General features: G+C 49.1%; 18 protein-coding genes. 11 read left to right on the top strand and 7 right to left on the bottom strand.

From position 1 onward, the window contains the following. Positions 1 to 131: 131 nt before the first annotated feature. The 4 genes from DFR60_RS00850 to DFR60_RS00835 form a co-directional block, all read right to left on the bottom strand. Complete coding sequence (locus tag DFR60_RS00850; RefSeq protein ID WP_110321186.1) at positions 132 to 782, bottom strand: class I SAM-dependent methyltransferase; 651 nt, start codon at positions 780 to 782, stop codon at positions 132 to 134. Further along, positions 763 to 1,320 carry a PadR family transcriptional regulator gene (locus DFR60_RS00845; RefSeq protein WP_110321185.1) on the bottom strand — a complete coding sequence of 186 codons (558 nt, stop codon included), beginning with the start codon at positions 1,318 to 1,320 and terminating at the stop codon, positions 763 to 765. Before DFR60_RS00845 ends, DFR60_RS00850 begins: the two co-directional genes overlap by 20 nt. Positions 1,321 to 1,408: 88 nt before the next feature. Next, complete coding sequence (locus tag DFR60_RS00840) at positions 1,409 to 3,064, bottom strand: glycoside hydrolase family 43 protein (protein WP_110321184.1); 1,656 nt, start codon at positions 3,062 to 3,064, stop codon at positions 1,409 to 1,411. Positions 3,065 to 3,190: 126 nt separating this feature from the next. Further along, a complete protein-coding gene (locus DFR60_RS00835) occupies positions 3,191 to 4,180 on the bottom strand; it encodes a serine hydrolase domain-containing protein (protein ID WP_110321183.1) in 990 nt (329 codons plus the stop codon). A 217-nt stretch (positions 4,181 to 4,397) separates the two neighbouring features. On the opposite strand from DFR60_RS00835, the gene DFR60_RS00830 reads away from it, so the two are divergent. From DFR60_RS00830 to DFR60_RS00820, 3 genes are all read left to right on the top strand, one after another. Beyond that, a complete protein-coding gene (locus DFR60_RS00830; RefSeq protein WP_110321182.1) occupies positions 4,398 to 5,804 on the top strand; it encodes an ABC transporter substrate-binding protein in 1,407 nt (468 codons plus the stop codon). A 127-nt stretch (positions 5,805 to 5,931) separates the two neighbouring features. Then, positions 5,932 to 6,819 (top strand): carbohydrate ABC transporter permease, encoded by an 888-nt coding sequence (locus DFR60_RS00825; protein WP_110321181.1) that lies wholly within the window; start codon positions 5,932 to 5,934, stop codon positions 6,817 to 6,819. After that, on the top strand, positions 6,819 to 7,673 hold the full coding sequence (locus tag DFR60_RS00820) for a carbohydrate ABC transporter permease (protein WP_034534560.1): 855 nt from the start codon (positions 6,819 to 6,821) through the stop codon (positions 7,671 to 7,673). Before DFR60_RS00825 ends, DFR60_RS00820 begins: the two co-directional genes overlap by 1 nt. Here DFR60_RS00820 and DFR60_RS31195 read toward each other — a convergent pair. Next, the gene (locus tag DFR60_RS31195) at positions 7,648 to 7,914 is read right to left on the bottom strand and encodes a DUF6783 domain-containing protein (protein ID WP_432764095.1); all 267 of its coding nucleotides are present in this window, start codon (positions 7,912 to 7,914) and stop codon (positions 7,648 to 7,650) included. The genes DFR60_RS00820 and DFR60_RS31195 overlap by 26 nt on opposite strands. Here DFR60_RS31195 and DFR60_RS31190 point away from each other — a divergent pair. The 3 genes from DFR60_RS31190 to DFR60_RS00805 all read left to right on the top strand — a co-directional run bounded on the left by DFR60_RS31190 (position 7,798) and on the right by DFR60_RS00805 (position 11,657). Beyond that, positions 7,798 to 8,166, top strand: a complete 369-nt coding sequence (locus DFR60_RS31190) for a DUF6783 domain-containing protein (protein ID WP_341457903.1) — start codon at positions 7,798 to 7,800, stop codon at positions 8,164 to 8,166. The two genes, DFR60_RS31195 and DFR60_RS31190, sit on opposite strands and share 117 nt — an antisense overlap. A gap of 123 nt (positions 8,167 to 8,289) precedes the next feature. After that, on the top strand, positions 8,290 to 10,125 hold the full coding sequence (locus DFR60_RS00810) for a sensor histidine kinase (protein WP_110321179.1): 1,836 nt from the start codon (positions 8,290 to 8,292) through the stop codon (positions 10,123 to 10,125). Continuing rightward, entirely contained in the window at positions 10,122 to 11,657 is a 1,536-nt protein-coding gene (locus DFR60_RS00805; protein WP_110321178.1) for a response regulator, read from the top strand. The genes DFR60_RS00810 and DFR60_RS00805 overlap by 4 nt, the downstream gene beginning before the upstream one ends. Positions 11,658 to 12,187: 530 nt before the next feature. Here DFR60_RS00805 and DFR60_RS00795 read toward each other — a convergent pair. Further along, the gene (locus DFR60_RS00795) at positions 12,188 to 14,431 is read right to left on the bottom strand and encodes a helix-turn-helix transcriptional regulator (protein ID WP_110321176.1); all 2,244 of its coding nucleotides are present in this window, start codon (positions 14,429 to 14,431) and stop codon (positions 12,188 to 12,190) included. A gap of 232 nt (positions 14,432 to 14,663) precedes the next feature. Between DFR60_RS00795 and DFR60_RS00790 the strand changes: the two genes are divergently transcribed. The 3 genes from DFR60_RS00790 (at position 14,664) to DFR60_RS00780 (ending at position 18,537) form a co-directional block, all read left to right on the top strand. Further along, complete coding sequence (locus DFR60_RS00790; protein ID WP_055657343.1) at positions 14,664 to 15,590, top strand: ABC transporter permease; 927 nt, start codon at positions 14,664 to 14,666, stop codon at positions 15,588 to 15,590. 106 nt (positions 15,591 to 15,696) lie between these two features. After that, positions 15,697 to 16,587, top strand: a complete 891-nt coding sequence (locus DFR60_RS00785) for a carbohydrate ABC transporter permease (protein ID WP_002600741.1) — start codon at positions 15,697 to 15,699, stop codon at positions 16,585 to 16,587. A gap of 387 nt (positions 16,588 to 16,974) precedes the next feature. After that, positions 16,975 to 18,537, top strand: coding sequence for an extracellular solute-binding protein (locus tag DFR60_RS00780; RefSeq protein ID WP_110321175.1), 1,563 nt, complete (start codon positions 16,975 to 16,977; stop codon positions 18,535 to 18,537). 143 nt (positions 18,538 to 18,680) lie between these two features. On the opposite strand, the gene DFR60_RS00775 is transcribed toward DFR60_RS00780, so the two are convergent. Then, complete coding sequence (locus DFR60_RS00775; RefSeq protein ID WP_110321174.1) at positions 18,681 to 19,778, bottom strand: alpha/beta hydrolase family protein; 1,098 nt, start codon at positions 19,776 to 19,778, stop codon at positions 18,681 to 18,683. 239 nt (positions 19,779 to 20,017) lie between these two features. Between DFR60_RS00775 and DFR60_RS00770 the strand changes: the two genes are divergently transcribed. Both DFR60_RS00770 and DFR60_RS00765 read left to right on the top strand, forming a co-directional pair. Next, positions 20,018 to 21,469, top strand: a complete 1,452-nt coding sequence (locus tag DFR60_RS00770; RefSeq protein WP_110321173.1) for a glycoside hydrolase family 28 protein — start codon at positions 20,018 to 20,020, stop codon at positions 21,467 to 21,469. A 70-nt stretch (positions 21,470 to 21,539) separates the two neighbouring features. After that, positions 21,540 to 21,950, top strand: coding sequence for a hypothetical protein (locus DFR60_RS00765; protein ID WP_110321172.1), 411 nt, complete (start codon positions 21,540 to 21,542; stop codon positions 21,948 to 21,950). Positions 21,951 to 22,287: the final 337 nt, after the last annotated feature.

Genomic DNA, 22,287 nt, shown 5'->3' with positions numbered 1-22,287 from the left:
GCCGCGCATCTATAAGATGTAGTCGCATTCTGTGAAATGATCGAGCGTGGATTGAAACAATTGCTTACTGGAACAGCCATAGACAGCCGTATACAGCAGCCGCAGAGATAAATACTGCGGCTGCTGTTGTTTTACTTCTTTTCCCCCGAAATACACAGCCCAAAGAAATCGGTCGTTACCATAGCTCCTTTTAAATCGGAGTTGCGCAGAAGCTCTGTAATTTCGCCCACCGTATAAGCTGCGTTTAAGGAGGAAATAAATCCCGGACGAATTGCCCTGGGTTTTGCGGTTGCCAGCCCCAGGTATCTGGCCAGCAGATTTACGTTCCTTCTGAGATCGGTGATACAGTACCGTCCGCCGGGACGGAGCACCCTGTAAATTTCGTTGAAGACGCGAACCGGGGTTTCCCATTCGTGCAGGGAACCGTTGGAGATGACGCTGTCGAAGCTTTCAGCCTCAAATGGCATCTCCATGCAGTTGCCCTGGACATACCGGGCATCGATCCCGTAATTCTTCGCATTTTTGCGGGCGAACTGGAGCATGGCGGGACTGATCTCACATCCGGTGAGGGAATCGGGAGTCAGCTTCTTCGCAATTTCCAGACCGACGTATCCAGGGCCGGGGCCGATTTCCAGCATGTCTCCGCCGCGGAGGCCTGAGGCAATCATGGAATCCACCCCATTCCAGCCACGGTCACGCATGGTGCGGGCAAAGGAATCAAACATTTCTACGGTTACTTCATTCTGAATTCCCACATTGGTTTCAATGACTCTCATTTTCATCTTGATCTGCCTCCTCAAACTTACGGATCGATTGTTCCGCCCACTCAAGCTCCGCCTGGAAATGGAGAATATGGTGTTCAAATATAATGCCGGCCGGTATCCTTAGCTGCTCCGGAATGGCTGCCATGGTCTCCTCCCGGTGGTGTCTGATGGTTTCCAGCGCCTTTTTTAAGTGCGCCGCATGGCTGGAAAGACTGTTTAAAAGTGTGGTGCTGTCCAAATGATCGGAAAAATAGAATGCGGCGTCGCTGTCGAACGTAGGGCGGTACTGCATATTCAGTGTCTCGGCCAGCAGCTCATTGAAACGGCCGATTCCCGCGTCACTGACCTGGTATACGGTTTTTTCGGGTCTGGCTCCCTGCCGGTCCCTGTGGGCTTCGATCAGGCCGGCGGCCTCCATCTTCTCTAAATGGTAATAGACAGTTGGCAGCTTGATCTGGGTGAAGTCCTCTAACTGTTCTTCCAACAGTTTCTTAATCTGATAGCCGTGCTGCGGGCCGAATCGAAGCAGCAGGCCGAGGATGTAAAGCGGGATCATGACAAGTTCCTCCTCTCTCATATAAAATAGTCAGTACTGAGTAATTACAGTATACTCAGTACTGACTATTTTGTCAAGACACTTTTTATCACTGAAATGAATCTGTTCTGTACTCAAACCAGTCAAAATCCGCATAGACTCCACCTCCGGTCAGATCCTGGCAGCAGATTCCGACCATAGCTCCGGTAAACCAGCCCTCTTCGCAAGCCTCGTCGGAGAGAAAGCTGCAGTCCATGGGAGCGCCGATGGGGACGAAATGCTGCTCGTCCGACAGGCTGTAGAAGAAACGAATGGTGTCATGATCCACCGCGGCCTTAAGGAGCAGAGGGGCATCGGCGGGAACGGGCAGAATGCCGGCCGGATAGGAGTAGCTTCTGTTTTCCGCTCTCAGGAGGGTCAGGCAGGTCCCTGAATCTTCGTCAAAGGTCACATGCAGATAGAAGTAATTATCCGTATCGTACATACAGATGAGCCCGGCCATCTGCTTAAACACCTCGGGATGAAATTCCATCCGGGCCGATGCCTCAAAGGTGAATTCCGTCCATCTTCTGGCGATGAGCGTCTGCGTAAAGCGTGAAGCCAGTCCCTCCCTTCCATACATGCGAAGCCATCCCGGGCGTGCAGTCAGGGAAATGTGCGTGTGATTCATGGGAACCCTCAGCGACTGCCATACAGGAGCGAGGCTGGGGAGATCGAAGTCGTCCCTCGCCGGTATTTCCGGACAGGGACAGGGCGGAAGCTCCGGCGCGGGCACCTTAGTATCGGGCAGCGTCGTCCCGTTATCCAGCACGAGCCAGTCATCCACGGTCCAGCGCATCTTCTGAACCGCTGTTTCACGCCCCAGGGGATAGCGGCGGCAGCCGGGAAATCGCCGTCGGTCCGCTTCGGTGCGGTTGGAGAGGGGGCGGCCGCAGAGATGGACCGCGTACCACTCGCCGTTCTGCGTTTCCACGAGATCGGCATGGCCTGCTTTCTGAAGGGGATAGTCCTCGTGATGGCGTGTGGTAAGAATGGAAAAAGCCTCGGTGTCGGCGGTTCTCTCCATGATGGGAGACTGATACATTTCATACGGCCCCCAGACACTCCGGGAACGCAAAATGGTCTGACCGTGCAGCTCCCCGGTGCCGGTATCCGCGGAAAACAGATAATACCAGCTGTTTCTTTTAAAGATGTGCGGACCTTCCAGAAAGATTTTATCTCCCTGATAGATTTCCTTTACCGGTCCGACCATCTGCTGTTCGGAAGGGGAGTACTCCTGCAAAATAATTCTGCCCGCATATTTCTGTGGAATTCGATGATCCGTTACCATGCTGACCATGTATTTGCGGCCGTCTGTGTCGTGAAACAGAGAGGGATCGAATCCGAAGTCACTTAATGAAACAGGCGCGGACCAGGGTCCCATGATATGTTTGGAGGTCACCAGATAATTGTGGGTGTCGTACATGTTGCAGTAGAAGGAGCGGACAATGGTGAATACGAGATAGAAGGTCCCCTGATCCCAGGTCAGGCACGGGGCCCAGACGCCCTGGGATGGCCCCACCCCTTTCAGATCCAGAATGGCCGGGTCATTCAGCGTGCCGCCCAGGGTCTCCCAGTGAATGAAATCCCTGGAATGGCTGATCTGTACGCCGGGAAACCATTCGAAGGTGGAGGTGGCGATATAATAGTCCTCCCCCACCCGGACAATGGAGGGATCGGGATGGAATCCTCTTAGAATTGGATTGGTAATTATGTTTGCGTTCATGTGTTTTGCAGTCCTTTCTATTAGAAACTTCTTGTGCTGAGTATCATTATAGTGACTGCAACATGGAAACGTAAGTCCATATTTTAACAATAGAGTTCAAATTTTAAAGAAAAAGCCCGTCTGTGGTTAATACAATTCCGCTGTCAGCTTTCTGTGAAGCTGCCAGACATCATCTCCATAATTGCTGACCAGAGTGACCACAGTCTCTGTCTCTTTCTTATAAGAAGAGATAAAACTGACTCCGGGGTCGCTGCCCTGAAAATAGGGGAAATAGATTCCGTTTTGCTCCCGCAGCCAGATCCCGTATCCGTAGCACCGCGCATCGCCGCTGTGATTTTCGATCATTTTCGCAGTCATGTCCGGGGAAATCACTTTGCCGGACATGAGGTGTTCCCAGAACCGTCCGATATCGCCGACCGTCGTAAATGCGCCGCCCGCTCCCGTGCCTTTTGCGTCAACGCTGAATATGTTAGTGCGGTACGTCTGCGTTTCTGCATCATAGATATAGTTTGACGCGCATTTGGCCGGGAGCCGGTCCAGCTCATAGTATCCCGTGGAGGTCATGCCGCAGGGGATAAACAGGCTGTCTCTCAAGTATTCATCAAACGCGGCCCCTGTCACGGATTCCAGGATCATGGCCAGCACGACAAAACCGGTATTGTTGTATTGAAACCGGCTTCCGCGGGGATACATCATGGGTTTATCAAGGAACAGCGGCAGCAAGTCCCTGTTGGAGCGTATCTTATAATTGGGGTAATCTCTCCATAAGTCCTCGTATTCCTCCATGATACTCTCGTCGAAGTAGTCCGGTATGCCGGAGGTATGGGTCAGCAGCTCCTCCACGGTGATATTCCGGTCGATGGCTCTTAAGTCAAAGTCGAGTAAATCACCGATGCGGCCGCTGAAATTCAGCCGTCCCCGCTCGATCAGCTGTAATATTCCCGCCGCCACAAACACTTTTCCTGCCGAAGCGGTTGCAAATTTTGTGTCGGGTTCATTTGGGACCCGGTTGGCCAGGTCGGCGAATCCGTATGCCTTTTCAAATATCGTCTCGCCGTGTCGGACTGCCTGGATGCAGCCCCTGAAATCGGCGTTTATGAGTGTTTCTATGTTCATGGAAGAAGATCTCCTTTCAGCCTTTATTGTATCGTTATTGGGTTACGCTGTCTATCGGATTTTGCCAACGATCTTTAAAAATTGCATGAATACCTTAAAAAACAGAGTTTTTTCGGAATGTATTTCCTGATATAGTTATGACAGAAAGAAAAAACAAGTATTGCACGTGAGCGGCCAAAAGGCGTCCGCTAAGTGCTCATAGCAAGGAGGATACAACATGAAAAAGAGATTACTGGCTTCTGTATTATGTGCAGCCATGGCGGGAACACTTCTGGCCGGCTGTGGTTCCAAGGATTCTTCAGGCGGTGCGTCACAGGCCCCTGCTGCGGGAACGGAGGCAAAGACCGAGGCGGCAAAAACGGAGGCGGCAAAGACCGAATCAGATACGACGGCAGCAGGCACAGACACTTCCGTCGTGACGGAGCCGACAGAGCTGATCTTCATATTCGCGGATGGTGACGAGGGAGCCAAGGCGTCTATGAATGAAATTGTCAACCGTTTTAACGAAACGTATCAGGATATCACGGTGAAGATTCAGCCGGGCAACGGCGGGGCGTACAGCGAGTTCTTAAAGACAAAGGAGAGTGTTGGCGAATTTCCGGATGTGATGGAAATGCGGGATACCCCAATGTATGTACGCGCAGGCATGCTGGAGCCATTGCCGGAGGATATTATTTCCTTATTTAAGACGACGGTTGCATTTGACGGAAAGACTTATACCGCTCCAATAAGCGGTGAGAATACGCAGGGAATTATCTATAATAAGAAGTATTTTGACGATAACGGATTCACAGAGCCGAAGACATACGATGAATTCATGGAGCTTTGCCAGAAAATAAAAGATAAGGGTGATATGGCGCCTCTGGTTATTGGCGGTCAGGATATCTGGCATATGGGTTTCTGGTTTTATAAGGCATATAATGACCAGGTGATGAGCCAGGATACTGACTTTATCAAGCATTGCTATGAGGGAACAAAGGATTTTTCTGATCCCGCTATAACTGCAACATTTGAAGAAATGAAGGATATCTTCCAGTACGCTCAGGATGGCTGGGTATCAACCCCGGATGCGCAGATTACAACATTCCTGGTCAGCGACATGGCGGCCATGATGTACTCCGGTACTCATATGTTTTCTCAGATCACAGATGCAGACCCTGATTTTGAATTAGGATGGTTTGCAGTGCCAAGTCCAGACGGAAAGACCCGCCTTGTAGGCGGCGGTGGCGCTGGCGGTCTGGCGATTTCTGCAGAATCTGCAAAGGATCCGAATAAAAAAGCCGCGGCAGAGGAATTCATCCGCTTCTTCTATAAAATGGATAATTATAAAATTTTCTGTGATAAGTTAAATGCTATTCCTTCTACCGTAGAGACCCCGGATCTGGCTGCCGCTCCGGTTATGCTGAAGGTAATCGAGGCTACGAATACGGCGGATGATTTAAGTCTGATGTGGAACGGACGAGTAGGTGAAAATGAGCTTCCTCCGGATTTCAGAAATTTCATGTATAAGACAACGATTGAAATAATCCAGGGACAGAGGGATATTCCGTCCGCATGTGAGGAATTAAACAAGACGTGGCAGGTTGCCATGCAGAGCTTTAACCCGTTGAAGAGTGCGGAATAGAGATATGCTCCGCGAAAATGATGCTTTGCGGAACATAACAGGAAACTGATGGAAAAGGGGTTGTTACAGAGCCGGAATGGTTCTCTAACAGCCCCTTAGATAAGAAAAGGAAAGGGGATGGGGACAGATGGGAAAGAAAAAAGTAAAGATTGATTTCGTATCAATGGGATTTATCGCACCGGCTTTCCTGTTTTTTACGCTGTTTATTATCGTGCCGACGATTGCCAGCGTTTATTACAGCTTTACCTCATGGGACGGACTGAATCCGGTCGTCAAGTTTGTCGGGCTGGCAAACTACAAAGAGATTTTTACCAGCGCCCGTTTTGGAAATGCACTGAAGAATACGGTGATTCTTACCGCGTTCATATCGATTCTGGAAAACAGCATGGCGTTAATCCTGGCGCTGATCGTGGATAATGTGAGATGGGGAAAGAATTTCTTCCGGAGCGCTTTCTACGTTCCCGTACTGATCAGCGGCATCGTGTCGGGCTTTATCTGGAAGATCATGTACAACTACAATTTCGGAGCGGTCAATACGATATTCCGTTCGCTGGGAATGGGCGAGTATTGCCAGGACTGGCTGGGGAATCCGAAGCTGGCTCTGATCATGGTCGGTGTCGTGCTGGTGTGGAAAGGCGCTGGTTACTACATGATTATCTACCTGGCCTCGCTGCAGAGTGTACCCACCGATGTGGTGGAGGCGGCGGCTATCGACGGCGCCTCACCGCTTCAGCGTTTCAAGGCAATCACACTGCCTCTGATCTCCGGTGCATTTACCATCAATCTGACACTTTCCCTGATCAACGGTCTGAAGGTGTTCGATCAGATCTCCGTCATGACGGACGGCGGTCCCGGATTTACGACAGAGACCATCGTGTACCTGCTGTATAAGGTGGGCTTTAATGAAGGCCGGCAGGGCTTCGGAACGGCGGTCGGCATCGTGCTCCTGTTTATTATTCTGATTCTCAACGCGATCCAGCAGAGTATTCTAAAACGCAGGGAGGTGCAGTTATAATGAAAGAAGTAGGAATTAAAGCCAGCAGACGGAAAGTACGCCCGGGAAACGGTATTCTCTTTGCCGCGACGATTATACTGGCCGTTCTGTTCCTGGCTCCCGTATTCTTTGCGATTATATCCGCATTTAAGAGCAACGGCGAAATCCTGAAGAATCCCATGTCTCTGCCAACTACGCTGTACTTAAAGAACTTTCAGGATTTATTTGCCCAGTCGGATTTTGTGACTGCCATTTTCCACAGTGTGGTTTTAACGCTGGTATCCGAAGTGCTGATTGTCTTTATCGTTCCCATGGCGGCCTATGCGATGGAGCGGCGCAGGACGAGGACGACTATATTTATCTATACATACTTTCTGGCAGGCATGATGATTCCGTTTCATCTCTATATGTTTCCGTTGTTTAAAGAGATGAAGATGTTCGGACTGTTCGGCAATCTGGCAGGCCCCATCGCCTGTTATATCTCAGGCTCAGTGGCCTTCGGCTCCCTGCTGTACTGCAGCTTTTTAAAGGGAGTGCCTTTAGAGATCGAGGAGGCGGCCCAGATCGATGGGTGCAATCCGTTCCAGACATTCTGGAAGGTGACATTTCCTCTTCTTGGACCGTGTACTGCTTCCATGGTGGTGTTAAACGGACTCGGTATCTGGAATGACTTTTTAATGCCGTATCTCGTTCTTCCTTCAGACCGGGCGAAAACGATTACGGTTGAGGTATACTCCTTTGTCGGTCAGTATACGGCGCGGTGGGATATTGTGTTTGCAGGTACGGTTTGTTCCATCATTCCGGCACTCATTATCTTTGTGCTGCTGCAGAAGTATTTTGTGAAGGGGATTACGGCGGGGGCTGCAAAAGGGTAATGTGCCAGGGGGTACGCCCCAACGCTTGCGGAGCGCCCGGGGACGGCAGGAGCAGAAGATTCAGCTGCTTCTTGTTTCCTCGGTGGCAGGAACCAGAGCGTGTTTGAAAATTGCTTTCTGACAGATGTGCGTCACACTTTGTGGGAGATTTTCCCCGAATGAGGGAAGCGTAGTGGGCTACGTTGACCGAATGAGGGGTAAATATGCCGCAAAGTGGGGCGTGCAGATGGCAGGAATGAATTTTCAAACACGCTCTAAAGCAGGAAGACAGGAAAAAAGGGCGGATCGCGCAAACTACGGAAGAAATCCTGAAGGATTTTTCCTCCGTGTGCGCTTGAAAGCAGGCTTTGAGGCCTGCTTTCACCACCCTTTTTTCCTGCCTTCCTGCTTAAGGTCCTGCGTACCTCGGAAAAGGAAGCTGCTGAATCTTCTGCTCCTGCCGTCCCCGGGCTCTCCGCAAGCGCTGGGGCTGTGTACTGGCTGCGTGAGGTGAGAAGGGCTGTGTACTGGCTGCGAGAGGAGGGAAGGGCGGAAGATGGGGTGGAAATTGAGGTTAAATGGAATGTATGGTATAATGGTGGGTAATAGTTTTGGGGAGTAAGGGGGAGGAAATAGTATGAAGAAGCGCTGGAAAAGGAATTTGAGCCTGTATCAGAAATTCTGTCTCGTTATTATTACGCTGGGGTTAATTCCCATGCTTTTTCTCTCGACGGTGATCGTAAACCGGATGTTTAAGGAGTATGGTAATTCTTTGAGGAGTAATTACGTTCAGGCGGCGTCTTATGTGAGTGAGTCGCTGGCTGATATGATGGAGAGCTATAATGGGGTGTCGAAGATGCCTTATTATTATAATTATTCCAGCGAGGGGGAGTTTCAGTTTAATTATATGTCGTATGATAATCTGAGACGGATTATCTATGGGATTGGTGAGGATCCGGAGTATATGGAGGCCAACCGGTATAAAAGCATGATGGTGTTTCTGGGAAATGTCCAGGCGGTGGACAGTTATATTTCCGGGACTCATTTTGCTGGAGAGGGGATTCGGGGGGAGAAGCTGGCGTTTCACCGGTCGCGGAGGAATATACCTTCGGAGGAAGAGATGGTGTTTAACGCCAGGATGGGGCTTGATGGACTGGATCGGAACAGTAAGAATCTGATGCTGATTCTGACTCATAAGAACGATTATTTTCGTATGCAGGATTCCTGGGTCTTTACACTGGCCAGGAATTACTTTGATTTATCGGGGGCAGTAGGGAATTATGAGTATGTCGGTACGCTGTTTATCGATGTGGATTTAGAGCGGATGGAGGCGGCGTTTAAGAATTTGAATCTAAATGCAAGGGACCAGGTCTATGTGTGCGATCGGGAAAATAATTGCTATTACAGCAGTGATGAGTCGCTGATCGGGAAAAATCTGACGTCGGAGGGAGTCCGGTTTGAGGAGACGAAGGAAGAGTTCGTCGTGGATACACCGTATAATGCCAGCGGGCTGAAGGTGATTATTACGATGAAGACGGCGACCGCCTATGAGAAGATCAGACGTATGCAGACGATGATGTATGTGTTCATCGGGGCCTCTCTGGCGGCGCTGCTGGGCGGTTCGGTGTGGTTTTCCAGGCGTCTGACAAAGCCGATTCGGAATATGATGGAACAGATGTCGGAGATTGAGACCGGTAACTTTCAGGTTCGCCTCCCTGTAACCTCGGGGGATGAGATTGGGGTGCTGTCGAAGCGGTTCAATCAGATGTCGAAGGAGCTGGAGAGTTATATCAATCAGTCCTATGTGGCACATATGAAGCAGGCGGAGGCGGAGATGACGGCGCTGAAATCCCAGATTTATCCGCATTTCCTCTATAATACGCTGGAAATTATCCGGATGACGGCGCTGGACAAGGATGATACGGTCGTATCTGAGATGATCGAGGCGCTGTCCAGCCAGATCCACTATATGATTGGCCCCATGCAGGACATGGTGCCGCTGGAAAAAGAGGTGGAGATCACAAGGCAGTATGTCTATCTGTTAAACTGCCGGATCAAGGGGAAAGTCCATTTTACCGCGGATTTAAACGGACTCAGTGAGGTTCACGTCCCCAAGCTGATTCTGCAGCCGATCGTGGAGAATGCCTATGTCCATGGAATCAAACCGAAGGACGGGTCCGGACATGTGATGATCGAGGCGGAGCATGTGGAGCACCGCATGGAAATCTCGGTCATGGACAATGGCGCCGGTATGAGCACCGGGGAACTGGAACAGCTAAAGCTGCTTCTGGAGGGGAATGAGCCGGGGATTAAAAATGAACACAACTGGCAGAGTATCGGCCTGAAAAATGTGCACGACCGCGTGCGGTATTTATACGGAGAGGCGTACGGAATTGAAATCACCAGCACGCCCGGAGTCGGAACCATGGTTCGGATTATCATGCCGTGGAAAGAAGGGGGAGAAGAGGAATGATAAAAATGATTCTGGCGGACGATGAGCCCGTGATCATAAGAGGAATTCAGAAGCTTGTGGATTTTAACCGTCTGGGCATCGAGATCGTGGGGGAATACGAAGACGGGAAATCTGCGTTCGATGGGATTCTCACAGAAAAACCGGATATTGCGCTTCTCGATATCTATATGCCGAAGAAGACGGGAATCGAGGTTTTAAAAGAACTGAAGACGCTGGGGATTGAGACAAAGGTGATCTTCGTCAGCGGGTTCCAGGATTTTCAGTATGCCAAGGATGCTCTGACGTACGGCGCCGTGAACTATCTGCTGAAGCCCGTTATCCGCGAAGAACTGGTGGAGACGCTGGAGAAATGCATCACCATGCTGAAAAATGATGCAGATGGCGAAGGCGGCAGCCCGGAGCACCCGGATTGCCCGGAGGAAGAGGGGCCAGCGGCGGCGTACGATAAGCTGGTGGAAGTGGAAGAGTGCAGATATTTACCGATCCTGACGGAAATTCTCTACAGCAGACAGACCGGGAAACAGGAGCGAAGGCTGATTCAGTTTTCGGTATTGAGCTTTCTGGAGCAATATCTGGAAAAACGGCAGATGGGGATTGTTTTCTTAAAAAATGGCCACATTGTTATGGTGCTCAAGAATCCGGAGAAGGAGGAGACGGGAAGAACACTCGATTCCATCCTGGAGGCAGCAGAGGTGCAGCTCCACATTCCGCGCTGCCAGCTTGGTTTTATTGTTGGTAATCCGGTCGACTCCATGGGGGAGATACCGAGGGCGTATGAAGAGTGTCTGTCCATGACGGGATATTTCTATTTCAGCAGCCAGATTAAGGTTCCGGTTCTGCATGCCGGGGAGCCGGTTTTTAAGAAGCCCGCCACACTCGATGAGATCCGGGAAGTGAGAAATCAGCTGATCGAAGGGATGGTGGCCCAGGATGAAAAGGCGTTTACGGATGCGGCCGCCCGTTTCCGTCGTCTGGTGTGCCTGATTTCGGAGGGAAGAAGGGACGACGCCTGCTTCCACTACGGAAGCACGATTCGTATCATAGAGGAACGGTTTGAAACCATGGGCATTGATGGAATGCCCGTGGAGTTTAAGGATATTCTGGAGCAGGCGAGGCAGAGCGAGTCCTATGAATGCCTTACGGGCCTGTTTGAAGGATACTTTAAGGAGTATAAGGAGCGGATAAAAAAGGCGGTCGTGAGCAGTGAGAAAAAGGATATTATCCATGCCAGAGAGTATATTGAGAGGCATTACAGCGAGAACCTGACACTGGAGGTGCTGGCCGGAGAAATACATATGAATCCCTACTATTTCAGCAGCTTTTTTAAGAAAAATTCCGGAGAGAATTTTAAGGATTACTTAAATAAGGTGCGGATGAAACATGCGATCAACCTGCTGGTATCCACCGATAAAAAAACTGCGGATATAGCGTCGGAAGTTGGCTTTCGGGACAGCAGAGCCTTTTCGGAGCTGTTTTCCAGAATTTACGGAGAGACGCCTTCCAATTACAGGAAACGGGTGAAGAACGGGTGAGATGCGGAGTGATGGAGGGAAAAGGCTTTATTGTGATGCGGAAGGATAGGATTTTTTATTGTACCATACTTTGGGGGAGACTACTATCATGGATTTTGGCTGTGATGAGTATTAATTTTTTGAATATGATTGAGAAAAATATAAAAGGGTACTTGAAAAAAACAAGTACCCAGTGTATAATTTACTTAGAAGTAATCAAAAGACAATTTCTGGTCTGATGATTGCGCTTCGGATAAGTGCATAATTTATAGTTATGAGCTATCCTCTATTGCGAGTAGAGGATAGCTATTTTCTTTTCTGATGATTTTCTATGTAAGTCAGTGCGGCAAAGATCACCAGCACTAATGTCAACACTTCAAGTGTATTCATATTACATGTCCTCCTGCGGTTATTTCCGAAGGAAACCATCAGACTATCCTCTGACTTCTATAATCAATTATACAAAAATATTATAACATCGCATGAGAGTAAATACAACATGAAAATAGAGTGAAAAATTCGATAATTCCCATCCTCCACATCCCCAATCCTTACCCATTCCTCTGCCCCGCATTCCTATATGCGGCCGGCGTCAGTCCTGTCTCTTTTTTGAATATGGAATAAAAGTAGTTCGGATTGGAGAATCCGGTTGCCTCGGCGATGGTGGTGATGGTCATATCGCTGTTCATCAGAAGCTCCTGAGCCTTAACGATGCGGATCTGGCGTATGTAGTCATTGATATAAAAGCCGGTGATGGACTTAAAGATTCTGGAAAAGTAATTGGTGGAATAGCCTAAGTACTCGGCCACCATTCCGGCGCTTAAGTTGTAATCATTATAGTGCTCTTCAATGTACTTTCTGCTTTCCTCAATCCGTTCAAAATGCTTGTTGTCCTTTAACTGTTCGGCTGCGGCCTTCCGTTCCTGGTACCATTCAAAGATGGTCAGGAGGACGCCGGCCCCTTCCGTCAGAGTGGCAGGAGTGTGGAGCGTCTCGGCAGATAAATAGGAGTCCTTGTCGGGAGCGTTTAATTTCTGCATCTGGAACAGGAGGTCTAAGTACAGCCGGTTAAACAGCAGGGAGGCGGGCTGATAGGAATACTGCTTTAAAATAGAAAGAAACTCCTGAACATTTTCCGTGAATTCCTTTTGTTTTCCGTGCAGCATGCAGGCGAGAATCTCATCGGCCAGCTTATCGGGATACGTCATGTATTCCGGCATCAGTTCCATCACGCGCCCCGGATAGATAATCTGATTGGTACCAAGCACGAAACGGTAGTTCTTAAGCTCCAATACGCGCCGGTACACACGGTTCAAATCATCAATTCCACTGGTCACGCCGTCGAGACTGATTGTTAAAACCAGATGGTTGTCTGTAAGCAGTTGGTCCTTAGCCGCTTCCAGAAGCCGTACCAGTTCATCGAAGGTGATGGGAATGTCCTCTATGGTATTAATCAGACAGATGACCTGGTCAGAGGCGACGGGAACACATTCTGTGTAGAAGAGAGGGCTTAAGGTTTCGTGAAGATGCTGGCTGATCCTGGTCTGCACAATGGGAGCAAGGAGATCGCTGCTGTCACTGTTCTCTATGAAAAAACAGGCTAAAAACATTCCGTCAAAGGGAATCTCCCATCCATTCTTTTCCAGAAGCTCCTTCGTTTGGGCGATATCGCGGTTTCCCAAAACCAGACCACGGATTAAGTCAGATTTCATGCGGGGCTGATAGAAGGCATTTTCCTCCTCCAGCTCCCTGATTTCATCGATGGCATTTTCATAGACGTGGCGGATCAGGGAGAATTCATCCATGTCAGAGCCGCCGGCGTACTTGGAATCCCGGAGCTCTTCGGTAATCGCCTCCAAAGGCCGGTAGAGCCGTTTCGTAATGATATACTGCAGCAGAATGGCAGTCAGGAAGATCGCCGCTGCCACAGCCAGAGACAAGTTTCTCTGAACCTTCATGGGGCCGACGATTTCACTGTATGGGACACCGCTTAAAAAGGTGAAATTCTGGGCGGGATCCTTGTAAAAGGCGCATAAATGATCGTCTCCGTGAAAGGTTCTTAAGCTGCTGGCGGATTCGCCCTCTGTCAGACCGGGCCAAGCGAGGAACGCCTCGCAGGCTTCCGGATCTGAGGTAAAATCTTCCGTCAAGTCGGAGAGCAGAACCATACCATTATCCCCCAGAACCATACCCGTCTGGGAACCGGTTCCCAGCACGTGCTCCGAGAGCTTCTTCATATCCAGATTGATGAAGATGCCTCCGCTCAGCTCATCAAAATTGTCCGCATAGACCGGATAGGCGAAGGTAAGAACCTCTTCCGACGTTCCTGTCAAAGGGGAAGGGAAGACGGAAGCCTTCTTTGCCTCTTTTAAATACTCCCAGCAGTAATCGAGGTTGAAACGGTAGGAGCCGCAGGTTATGGCGTCGTCTGCCATGGCGTTGTATATATATAGGGAGTTTACGTATGGATTGATGTTGTAGAATTTCTTTACAATCAGATACGTAGCGTAGTTCTCCGCCGGATCGAATTCCTTCAGTGAGCTGAAGCCGACAACTCTGGAATCCAGGATGACGGTATTGTAAAGCTGTGAGATCTCACTGACCAGATCGTTCATAGTGCGGGCGCTCTTTTCCAGATTTTTTTCCTGGCCGTCGTACAGATTTTTAGAGAGAGAATCCGCGTATCTCTGATAAAAAAATACCGTCAGGATGAAAATTGTGACGGAGATGACCAGCAGGCATGTGCTGAGCATCTTTCTGAAATAATTCTGGCCACCAATCAATTTCTTTATCATATCTCTTTTACCCCAATCGTAATAGTTCTCTATGCTATCAGTATAGCGAAAAGCGGCCCTGGAATCAATCGTCAGGAGGGCTGATCTTTGGAAATGAGAGTAAAGTGTTAGATTTTAAAGTCTGAAAACCCCGCTTTTTGAAGCCATTACGGAGTATCCGCAGTTTACGGAGGCATGCCTGGGAGCGTATAGTGAAATCATGCAGGGAGCAGGAAAGGAGTAGAAAAGTGATATGAAAGGAAAGGGATTTTTTAAGGAACTTTATAAGAACAGGGCTCTGTACAGCATGTTTCTTCCGGCCGCCGCGGTTTTAATTCTGTTTAATTATCTGCCTATGTTTGGCATGGTAACGGCGTTTAAGGATTTTAACTTTGCGGACGGAATATTCGGAAGCCCCTGGATTTCACCGCTGACGAAAAACTTTGAATATCTGTTTTCGTCGGGATCGGCGACAAGGGCCACATGGAATACGATATTGCTGAATCTGTTATTTATCGTATTCGGACTGGTATTCGAACTGGGATTTGCATTGATGTTTAATGAACTGAGGATGAAGAAATTTAAATCTGCCGTGCAGTTTGGTATCTTTCTCCCCTATTTCATTTCCTGGATTGTGGTAGGATTGTTTTCCTATAACTTATTTAACTATGAACACGGAAGTCTGAATACACTGCTCAAATTGTTTGGAATGGAGGCCATTAACTGGTACGAGAACCCGAAGATGTGGGTCGTGATCCTGGTGGTGTTCCGTGTCTGGAAGATGACAGGGTACGGCATGATCATGTACATAGCGGCATTGGGCGGTATTGATACGACGTACTATGAGGCGGCAAAGATTGACGGCGCATCGAGATGGCAGCAGATTAAGAGCATCAGCCTGCCGCTGCTGGCACCGACAGCAATTACGCTTCTTCTGCTGAACTGCGGCAAAATCATGAACGCGGATTTCGGAATGTTCTACTCCATGATTGGAAATAACGCGCAGCTCTATTCCACCACGGATGTGCTGGATACGTTCATTTACCGTAACTTAAGGCTCAATGGAGACGTGGGGATGTCGTCGGCCGCAGGGCTTTACCAGTCGGTGCTGTCCACGGCAATCCTGCTTTTTATGAACCGTCTGGCAAGAAAGCACAATCCTGACGGAGCACTGTTTTAAGTCACTCCACTAGGTTCGTGGAAAACCTCGCCAAGTGGAGATGACATGCATCGCACGTAAGCGCCTAAAAGACAGGCGCTAAGTGCTCATAGCAAGGGAGGAGAAAATGATGAAACAAGGAAAAAAGCTGTCATGGAAAAATTTCCCCATCAGCATCCTGCTGGCGGTCAGCGCACTCATCTGTATCGTGCCGTTCTGGCTGGTTCTGGTCAGCTCACTGACGCCGGAAGCTGATATTATATCATACGGATACTCGCTGTTTCCAAGGCGGATCGATTTTACGGCGTATAAGATCCTTCTGGCGGACGCGGGAAGAATCTTAAATGGATATAAGATTTCAATTTTTGTAACTGTGGTGGGAACGATTCTGAGTGTTGCGGTGATTACGCTGGCGGCATACCCCATTTCCCAGGACCGCGTGAAGTATCACAGGGCTCTCAATTTCTTCGTCTTGTTTACCATGCTGTTCAATGGAGGAATGGTGCCGTGGTTTATCGTCTGCCGGAATATGCTTCATCTGAAGGATTCCGTATGGGCCCTGATTCTGCCGTATCTGGCTAATGCCTGGTATATTTTCCTGACGAGAAACTATTACCGGAGCATTCCTGCGGAACTGGTGGAGTCTGCGAAAATCGACGGAGCGTCGGAATACCGGATCTTTTTCCAGATTATTCTGCCTCTGGCGAAACCGGTTATCGCCACCATCAGCCTGTTTATCAGCTTAAACTACTGGAATGACTGGTGGCTGGGGATCATGCTGATCGACAACACGGATTTACAGCCGCTGCAGCTGCTCCTGCGAACGATCACCTCCAATATTCAGTTCTTAAGCTCCTCCTCCAATGTCAACGCGATCACGCAGGCGGCGGGGAGCATACCATCGGAGGGAATCAAGATGGCGACCTGTATCGCCACCATCGGTCCGATTATTCTGGTCTATCCGTTTGTACAGAAGTATTTTGTAAAAGGCATTATGGTAGGGGCTGTAAAAGGGTGAGAATACCTGACGGATTACAGTTCACAGCCCGTTCGGTCTCTGCTTCCCGGTCTGTCCCGGCTGGCCTACGCGTTTTCCAGTTCAAGTTTCGGGGATAAGCACTTCTAAACGTGCAGAATTTTTCTAAAAACCAGGGAAAATTCCCAAACTCGCTGCGCTCAGACAGGTGGGAATTTCCCCTGAACGAAAAATCCAGCGCGTTAAGAATTGCTAATCCCCTGCAAAGTCACTGGAAACTACGCGTAAGCCAGCCGGGACAGACCGGGAAGCAGAGACCGAACGGGCTGTGAACTGCAACCCTGACAGAGGTATCACTGCAAAATAATACAGATGTTTTTGCAATGCGCAACAAAAAAATATATAATAATCAAAAGGAGAGAGGTTACAATGAAAAAAAGAACAGGTACAAAGGCATTATCGATTGCACTGGCCGCTGCGCTGTGCATGACAGGACTTGCGGGGTGCGGGTCCAAAACACAGGAGACACAGGGAAGCACCGCGGCAAAGACAGAGGTGGGAGAGACTCCCGCGGAGTTAAAACCAGTGACGCTGAAGCTGTGGTCCTGCAGCGATAAGTATCAGGCGCAGGAGGAGGTACTGGACAAATTTTGCGAAACTTATAAAGACAAACTGAATATTGATAAGATCGAGTTCAATTACGTGCCGTTCGGCGATTATGAGGATAAGATGACCTCCCTGGTCGCAGGCGGAGATGATTTTGACGGAATGTATGTTTCGGACTGGATGCTCTATAATAAAATGTCCAACAAGGGTGGTCTGATGCCGTTAAATGAACTTATGCAGCAGTATGCGCCGTCGCTCTTTTCGACGTATCAGGAAAACGGATCCATGACGGCATGCAGCATCGACGGCCAGCTGGTGGCCATGCCGTGGACGAAAAAGAAGAGCTCCAAGGCCATACTGTTTTACCGAAAAGATCTGGCGGAAAAGTATGGAGTTGATACCTCGAAGTTAGAGACGATCGAGGATCTGGATGCCATGCTGGCGGATGCTAAGGCAAAGGTTCCGGATATTACAATATTCGAATCAGGTTTCCCGAGAGGCAATACATACAGCGATGTGCTGGCTATACTCCATGCAAAATATGAAATGGACAACATGAATTATCATACACTGACGTTTGACTTAAACGCAGAGAAGCCAGTGCTGGAGGCTGTGGAAGAGACTCCGATGTTTAAAGAGGCTGTCACTTGGATGAACAAGTGGTATAACGAAGAAATTGTATCTAAAAATGAACTGTCAGAAACGGATACAAAATTATTTGAAAACGGCAAGACATTTGCAAAGGTTGGGCTTTATGGGGATGCCGTACAGGGCGTTGTGTTCAATATTCCGGATGCAGAACTGGGATACGCGGAAATTTATCCAGATGGAAAGTATCGCTATGATTCACCGTTGAATAATGCATTTGCCGTTAATAAGAACGCCGCCAATCCTGAGCGTCTTCTGATGTTGCTGGAACTGTTAAACACGGATGAGGATGCGTATGATTTATTCATGTATGGAATTGAAGGGGAAACGTATGTGAAGGGTGAAGATGGTTCCATTCAGTTTCCGGAAGGGCAGGATGCAGCGAATTCTACATTCCTGGGTTGGTTCTGTTGGCCATTTGTTAGGGATCAGTTTGATAAGCCATCAGGAAAAATAACGCCAAAGGCATTGGAAATGGAAAAGGAATGGCTCGAAAAGGACAGCCTTGTCGTATCTCCGTTGACTGGATTTAACCCTGGAACCAGCAGCATCAAGACAGAACTGGCACAGAGAGACCAGTTATACGATGAGCAGGGCAAGCTGCTCCTGGCAGGCATTGTGGAAAACAATGATGTAGACGCGGCCGTCAATAAGTATATAGAGAGTCAGAAGGCGGCAGGACTTGATAAAATTCTGGAATTCATGCAGACGGAAGCAGATAAAATGATTGGGAAGTAAGCCTGTAAGGCAGATAAAGTGGCTGGGAAGTAAGCCAAAAGGCAGATAAAAGACCGGCGGGCAAGCCGAAAAAAAGCAGATAAAAGGCGGGAGCGAAAAGTGGACAATCAATCATGGTCCGGTTTAACGTTCCCGCCATTTTACTACAGAGAAGATGAAAGGTATTCGTCTATGAAATCGTATCCCAGTCCATACCACATATGCGGTCCGTCGAAGGTGCGGTGACGCACATGGCCGGCTTTGCCGAACAGGGAGTAGATTCTCTGGATTTTGTGGAATTGGCTGATGGGATCATCAATGCCTTTTGGCCCGTTCAGCACATCCTGGAGTCCATTTTCAAAGAACGCGGGCCGGGGAGCGATGAGAGAGGCGATGTCACACAGATCGAAATCACGCCACAGTCCGGGAACGAAATTGCAGGGGCATAAATGGGTTTCCAGTATACTTTCTTTTGCACTGTGTAAGTACCCGCTGATCACTGCAAGGCGGATTCGGTCGTCCATGGCGGCAAGCCACATGGAATAGAGACCGCCCCCGGAAAAGCCGCAGCAGCCAAGTCTCTCCGAATCGACCGTGGGAAGTGTCTCTGTATAATCGACGAGCCGCATCAGATCCCACAGGGCGAGTCCGGCAAAGGTGAGTCCCAGGGCTTCCGCGGTCATGGTCAGATTTTTACAGGAAGAGCCAAGAGGATTCGGTAAGACATCGCCGAGGAAGGTACGATCCTCCATGGAGACCGGCTCTAAGCGTTCCCCATATCCCGGGGGATCGGGGCAGAATACGGTATAGCCCATTTTGACCAGCTGAAGGCCGTAACTCTCCTTGGGATCGGACGCCAGCTTTTCCCTGACTCCGGGAGCGGTGAGAACGCCGGCCACACTTTCCTTGCTGGCACCGTGGGCCGGGATAGCGATCATGGTCTTACGAGGCCGGGAATCCGAAAGTCCGTCTGGAACCAGCATGTAAAAAGGCATGAAAACATCCGGCAGTGTCTGTATTTTCAGTTTATACCGGGTATATCCGTCCTCCTGAAAGGTACTTAAAAGCTCTGCTTCCCTGCTGTACGGAGCAGAATCGGCAATAAACTGCTCCAGACGTGAAAGGCCGAGTAATTCCTGGAGATGGTCTCTGGATTTGTCCTTCCAGATTAGAAAGGAAGCGGCATCCGGTGCGGTGCAGGCGTATTTGGGAGGGGCGGATTCATAGATCTGCCGAAAAAATTGTTTATAAGAGTAAGTCATAATGATACCCCGCTTTCATAATCATGGTATTCGTGCTGCCATTATCATTATAAAAGAAGATTCGGGAGCCTGAAAGTATAAAAACAGGGGATTGCTGCCGGGATTAGTTTTTGTAATAGAAAGAAACAGACAGATTCCTGAAAAATGTGCATGGAAACCTAAAAAAAGCGGCATTCAAATTTTCAGGATACGGCTTATAATGATTAAAAAAGAGAGAAGATAGTCGAAGGAGAGATAATATGGAAACATTTTATTTAGTAAAAGATTTTGGCGCAGCGGGGGACGGAAAGAGTCTGGACACGGAAGCGATTCAGGCGGCAATCGATCGGTGCAGCCAGGAGGGCGGTGGGTACGTTCTGCTGGAGAAAGGCGAATTCATCTCCGGGACTTTGTATATGAAGTCGGGCGTCTATTTGATCGTGACGGCGTCGGCAAAGCTGACAGCAAGCGGTTCCATTGCCGCGTACGGGACGGACACTCATTACAACCGCTATGTCAACGAGCATGACATGGACCGCTGTTTCATCTACGCGGAGGAGGCGGAGAATTTCGGAATTATGGGGGAAGGGATCATCGACGGAAATGCGGAATGCTTTCCGAATGAGGGAAGCATTTACCGCCCCATGATGATTCGTTTCCTGAGATGCCGCGATGTGAAGCTGAAGGGGATAAAGCTCTATCAGTCCGCCGCATGGACAACCGCATTTCTGGATAGTGAAAATATCTGGGTGGAAGATTTGGAGATCTGCAACGATAAGAGATACAATGGAGACGGCCTCGATTTCGATGGATGCAGAAATGTCTTTGTGGCGCGGTGCAGGATATCCGGTACGGATGACAATCTCTGCCTTCAGGCGGGCAGCAGGGAGTATCCCGTGGAAAATGTCCACATATCGGACTGTCATTTTACCTCCATCTGTGCGGGAATCCGGATTGGCCTCAAATCCATCGGGGATATCAGAAATGTGACGGTTTCCGGCTGTACCTTCCAGAATGTATGGCGGGAGGGAATTAAGATCGAGTGCACCGAGGGCGGAAATATCTCGGATATCTGTATTCTGGGAAACACCATGCACAATGTGAGCAGGCCAGTCTTCATTCTGCTGAACAAGCGCATGCAGGAGATTGGGTCTTCCGTGGAACTGAAGGAAATGCCGGAAATCGGAACGCTTAGGAGGATAACCATTTCCGGGCTGATTGCAAGGGACGATGAAGAAATGGAAAAGATTCATTACCGTTTCCAGGACGATGTTATGGGGAGACCGGAATTCGGAGGAATCCGGGTGGATGCGAATAAGGATCATCCGATTGAAAATCTGGTGTTCCAGAACATTGATTATACGGCGATCGGAGGAGTCCGGCTGGATGAGATTCCGGAGAGATATCCGGAGGTACCGGACTATAAGGCGGAGTCTAAGACAGAGTATAAGGCGGACCATAAGTCAAAGAATAAGACCAGCTATGCAGCGGGTAATAAATCGGATATCTGGACGGATACAGGCAAAACGGAAGCCGAAGTAAGTGAAAACTATTATCCGGATTGGAGCCGGACCACTCATCTGGATATCCGGAATGTGAAGAATCTCATTCTGGCGCAGGTAATGGTTTCAACGGTACATGAGGATGAACGGCCAAAGTATCTGGTGGAAGGATGCAGATGCCTGAAGGAAGAGATTTATGATTTGGACTGAACCTGTTATGGGGCAGAATTACACAAGGGAAAGACAGACAGTAAAATATGCAGCAAAGTGAGGAACGGATATGAGAAATGAGCTGAATTTTCTCGCATTCTGGGCGGTCAATGATCGTCTGAAACCGGAACGTATGATGGGGCAGCTGTCCGACATGAAAGAAATGGGGTTTCACGGGACGATCTTTCATCCCAGATATTATCCGGGGATTCCGGCATATATGAGTGAGGAGTATCTGGAACTTCTGTCCCGGCTGATCTTACACGCGAAGCAGATCGGCCTGCAGTTCTGGATATACGATGAAAACGGATGGCCGTCCGGATCGGCCGACGGCAGAGTGCTGGAACATTTTCCAGACAGCCGGTGCCGGTGGATGCAGTATGAAAACGGGCGTGTGGAGTGGCATGAGGTCCGTCAGTTTAATACCTTCGACAGAGAAGCGATGAAGTGGGATTTCTCTACGGGCACGGCGTTTCCATAAAAAATGGGGACGTTCCATGGTGCGAGGAGGCGGGGGAGCGCTATAAAAAGCTCTATCACGAGGACGTTATGGAAAAACTGGAACTCCTTTTTGTGGAGAAGGAGGGTTACCATCAGTTCCGGTATCGTTACTGGCAGATTCTTACTGATCTTCTGGCAGAATCATTTTATCAGAATTGTAACGATTGGTGTGTCAGGTACGGGAAACGGTATACGGCTCATTTGAAGGCAGAAGAAAATCTGTTCTTTCAAACCTCGTGCAGTGGTTCTGTCTGCTGGAATTTGAAGAATGTGAATGTTCCGGCAGTCGATGCGCTGGAACGGAATTGTTGGCAGAC

Origin of the sequence: Hungatella effluvii (assembly GCF_003201875.1) — a bacterium.
GTDB lineage: Bacteria > Bacillota > Clostridia > Lachnospirales > Lachnospiraceae > Hungatella > Hungatella effluvii.
The sequence above is the reverse complement of the archived record's forward strand: the minus strand, read 5'-3'. Positions and strand labels throughout refer to the sequence as shown.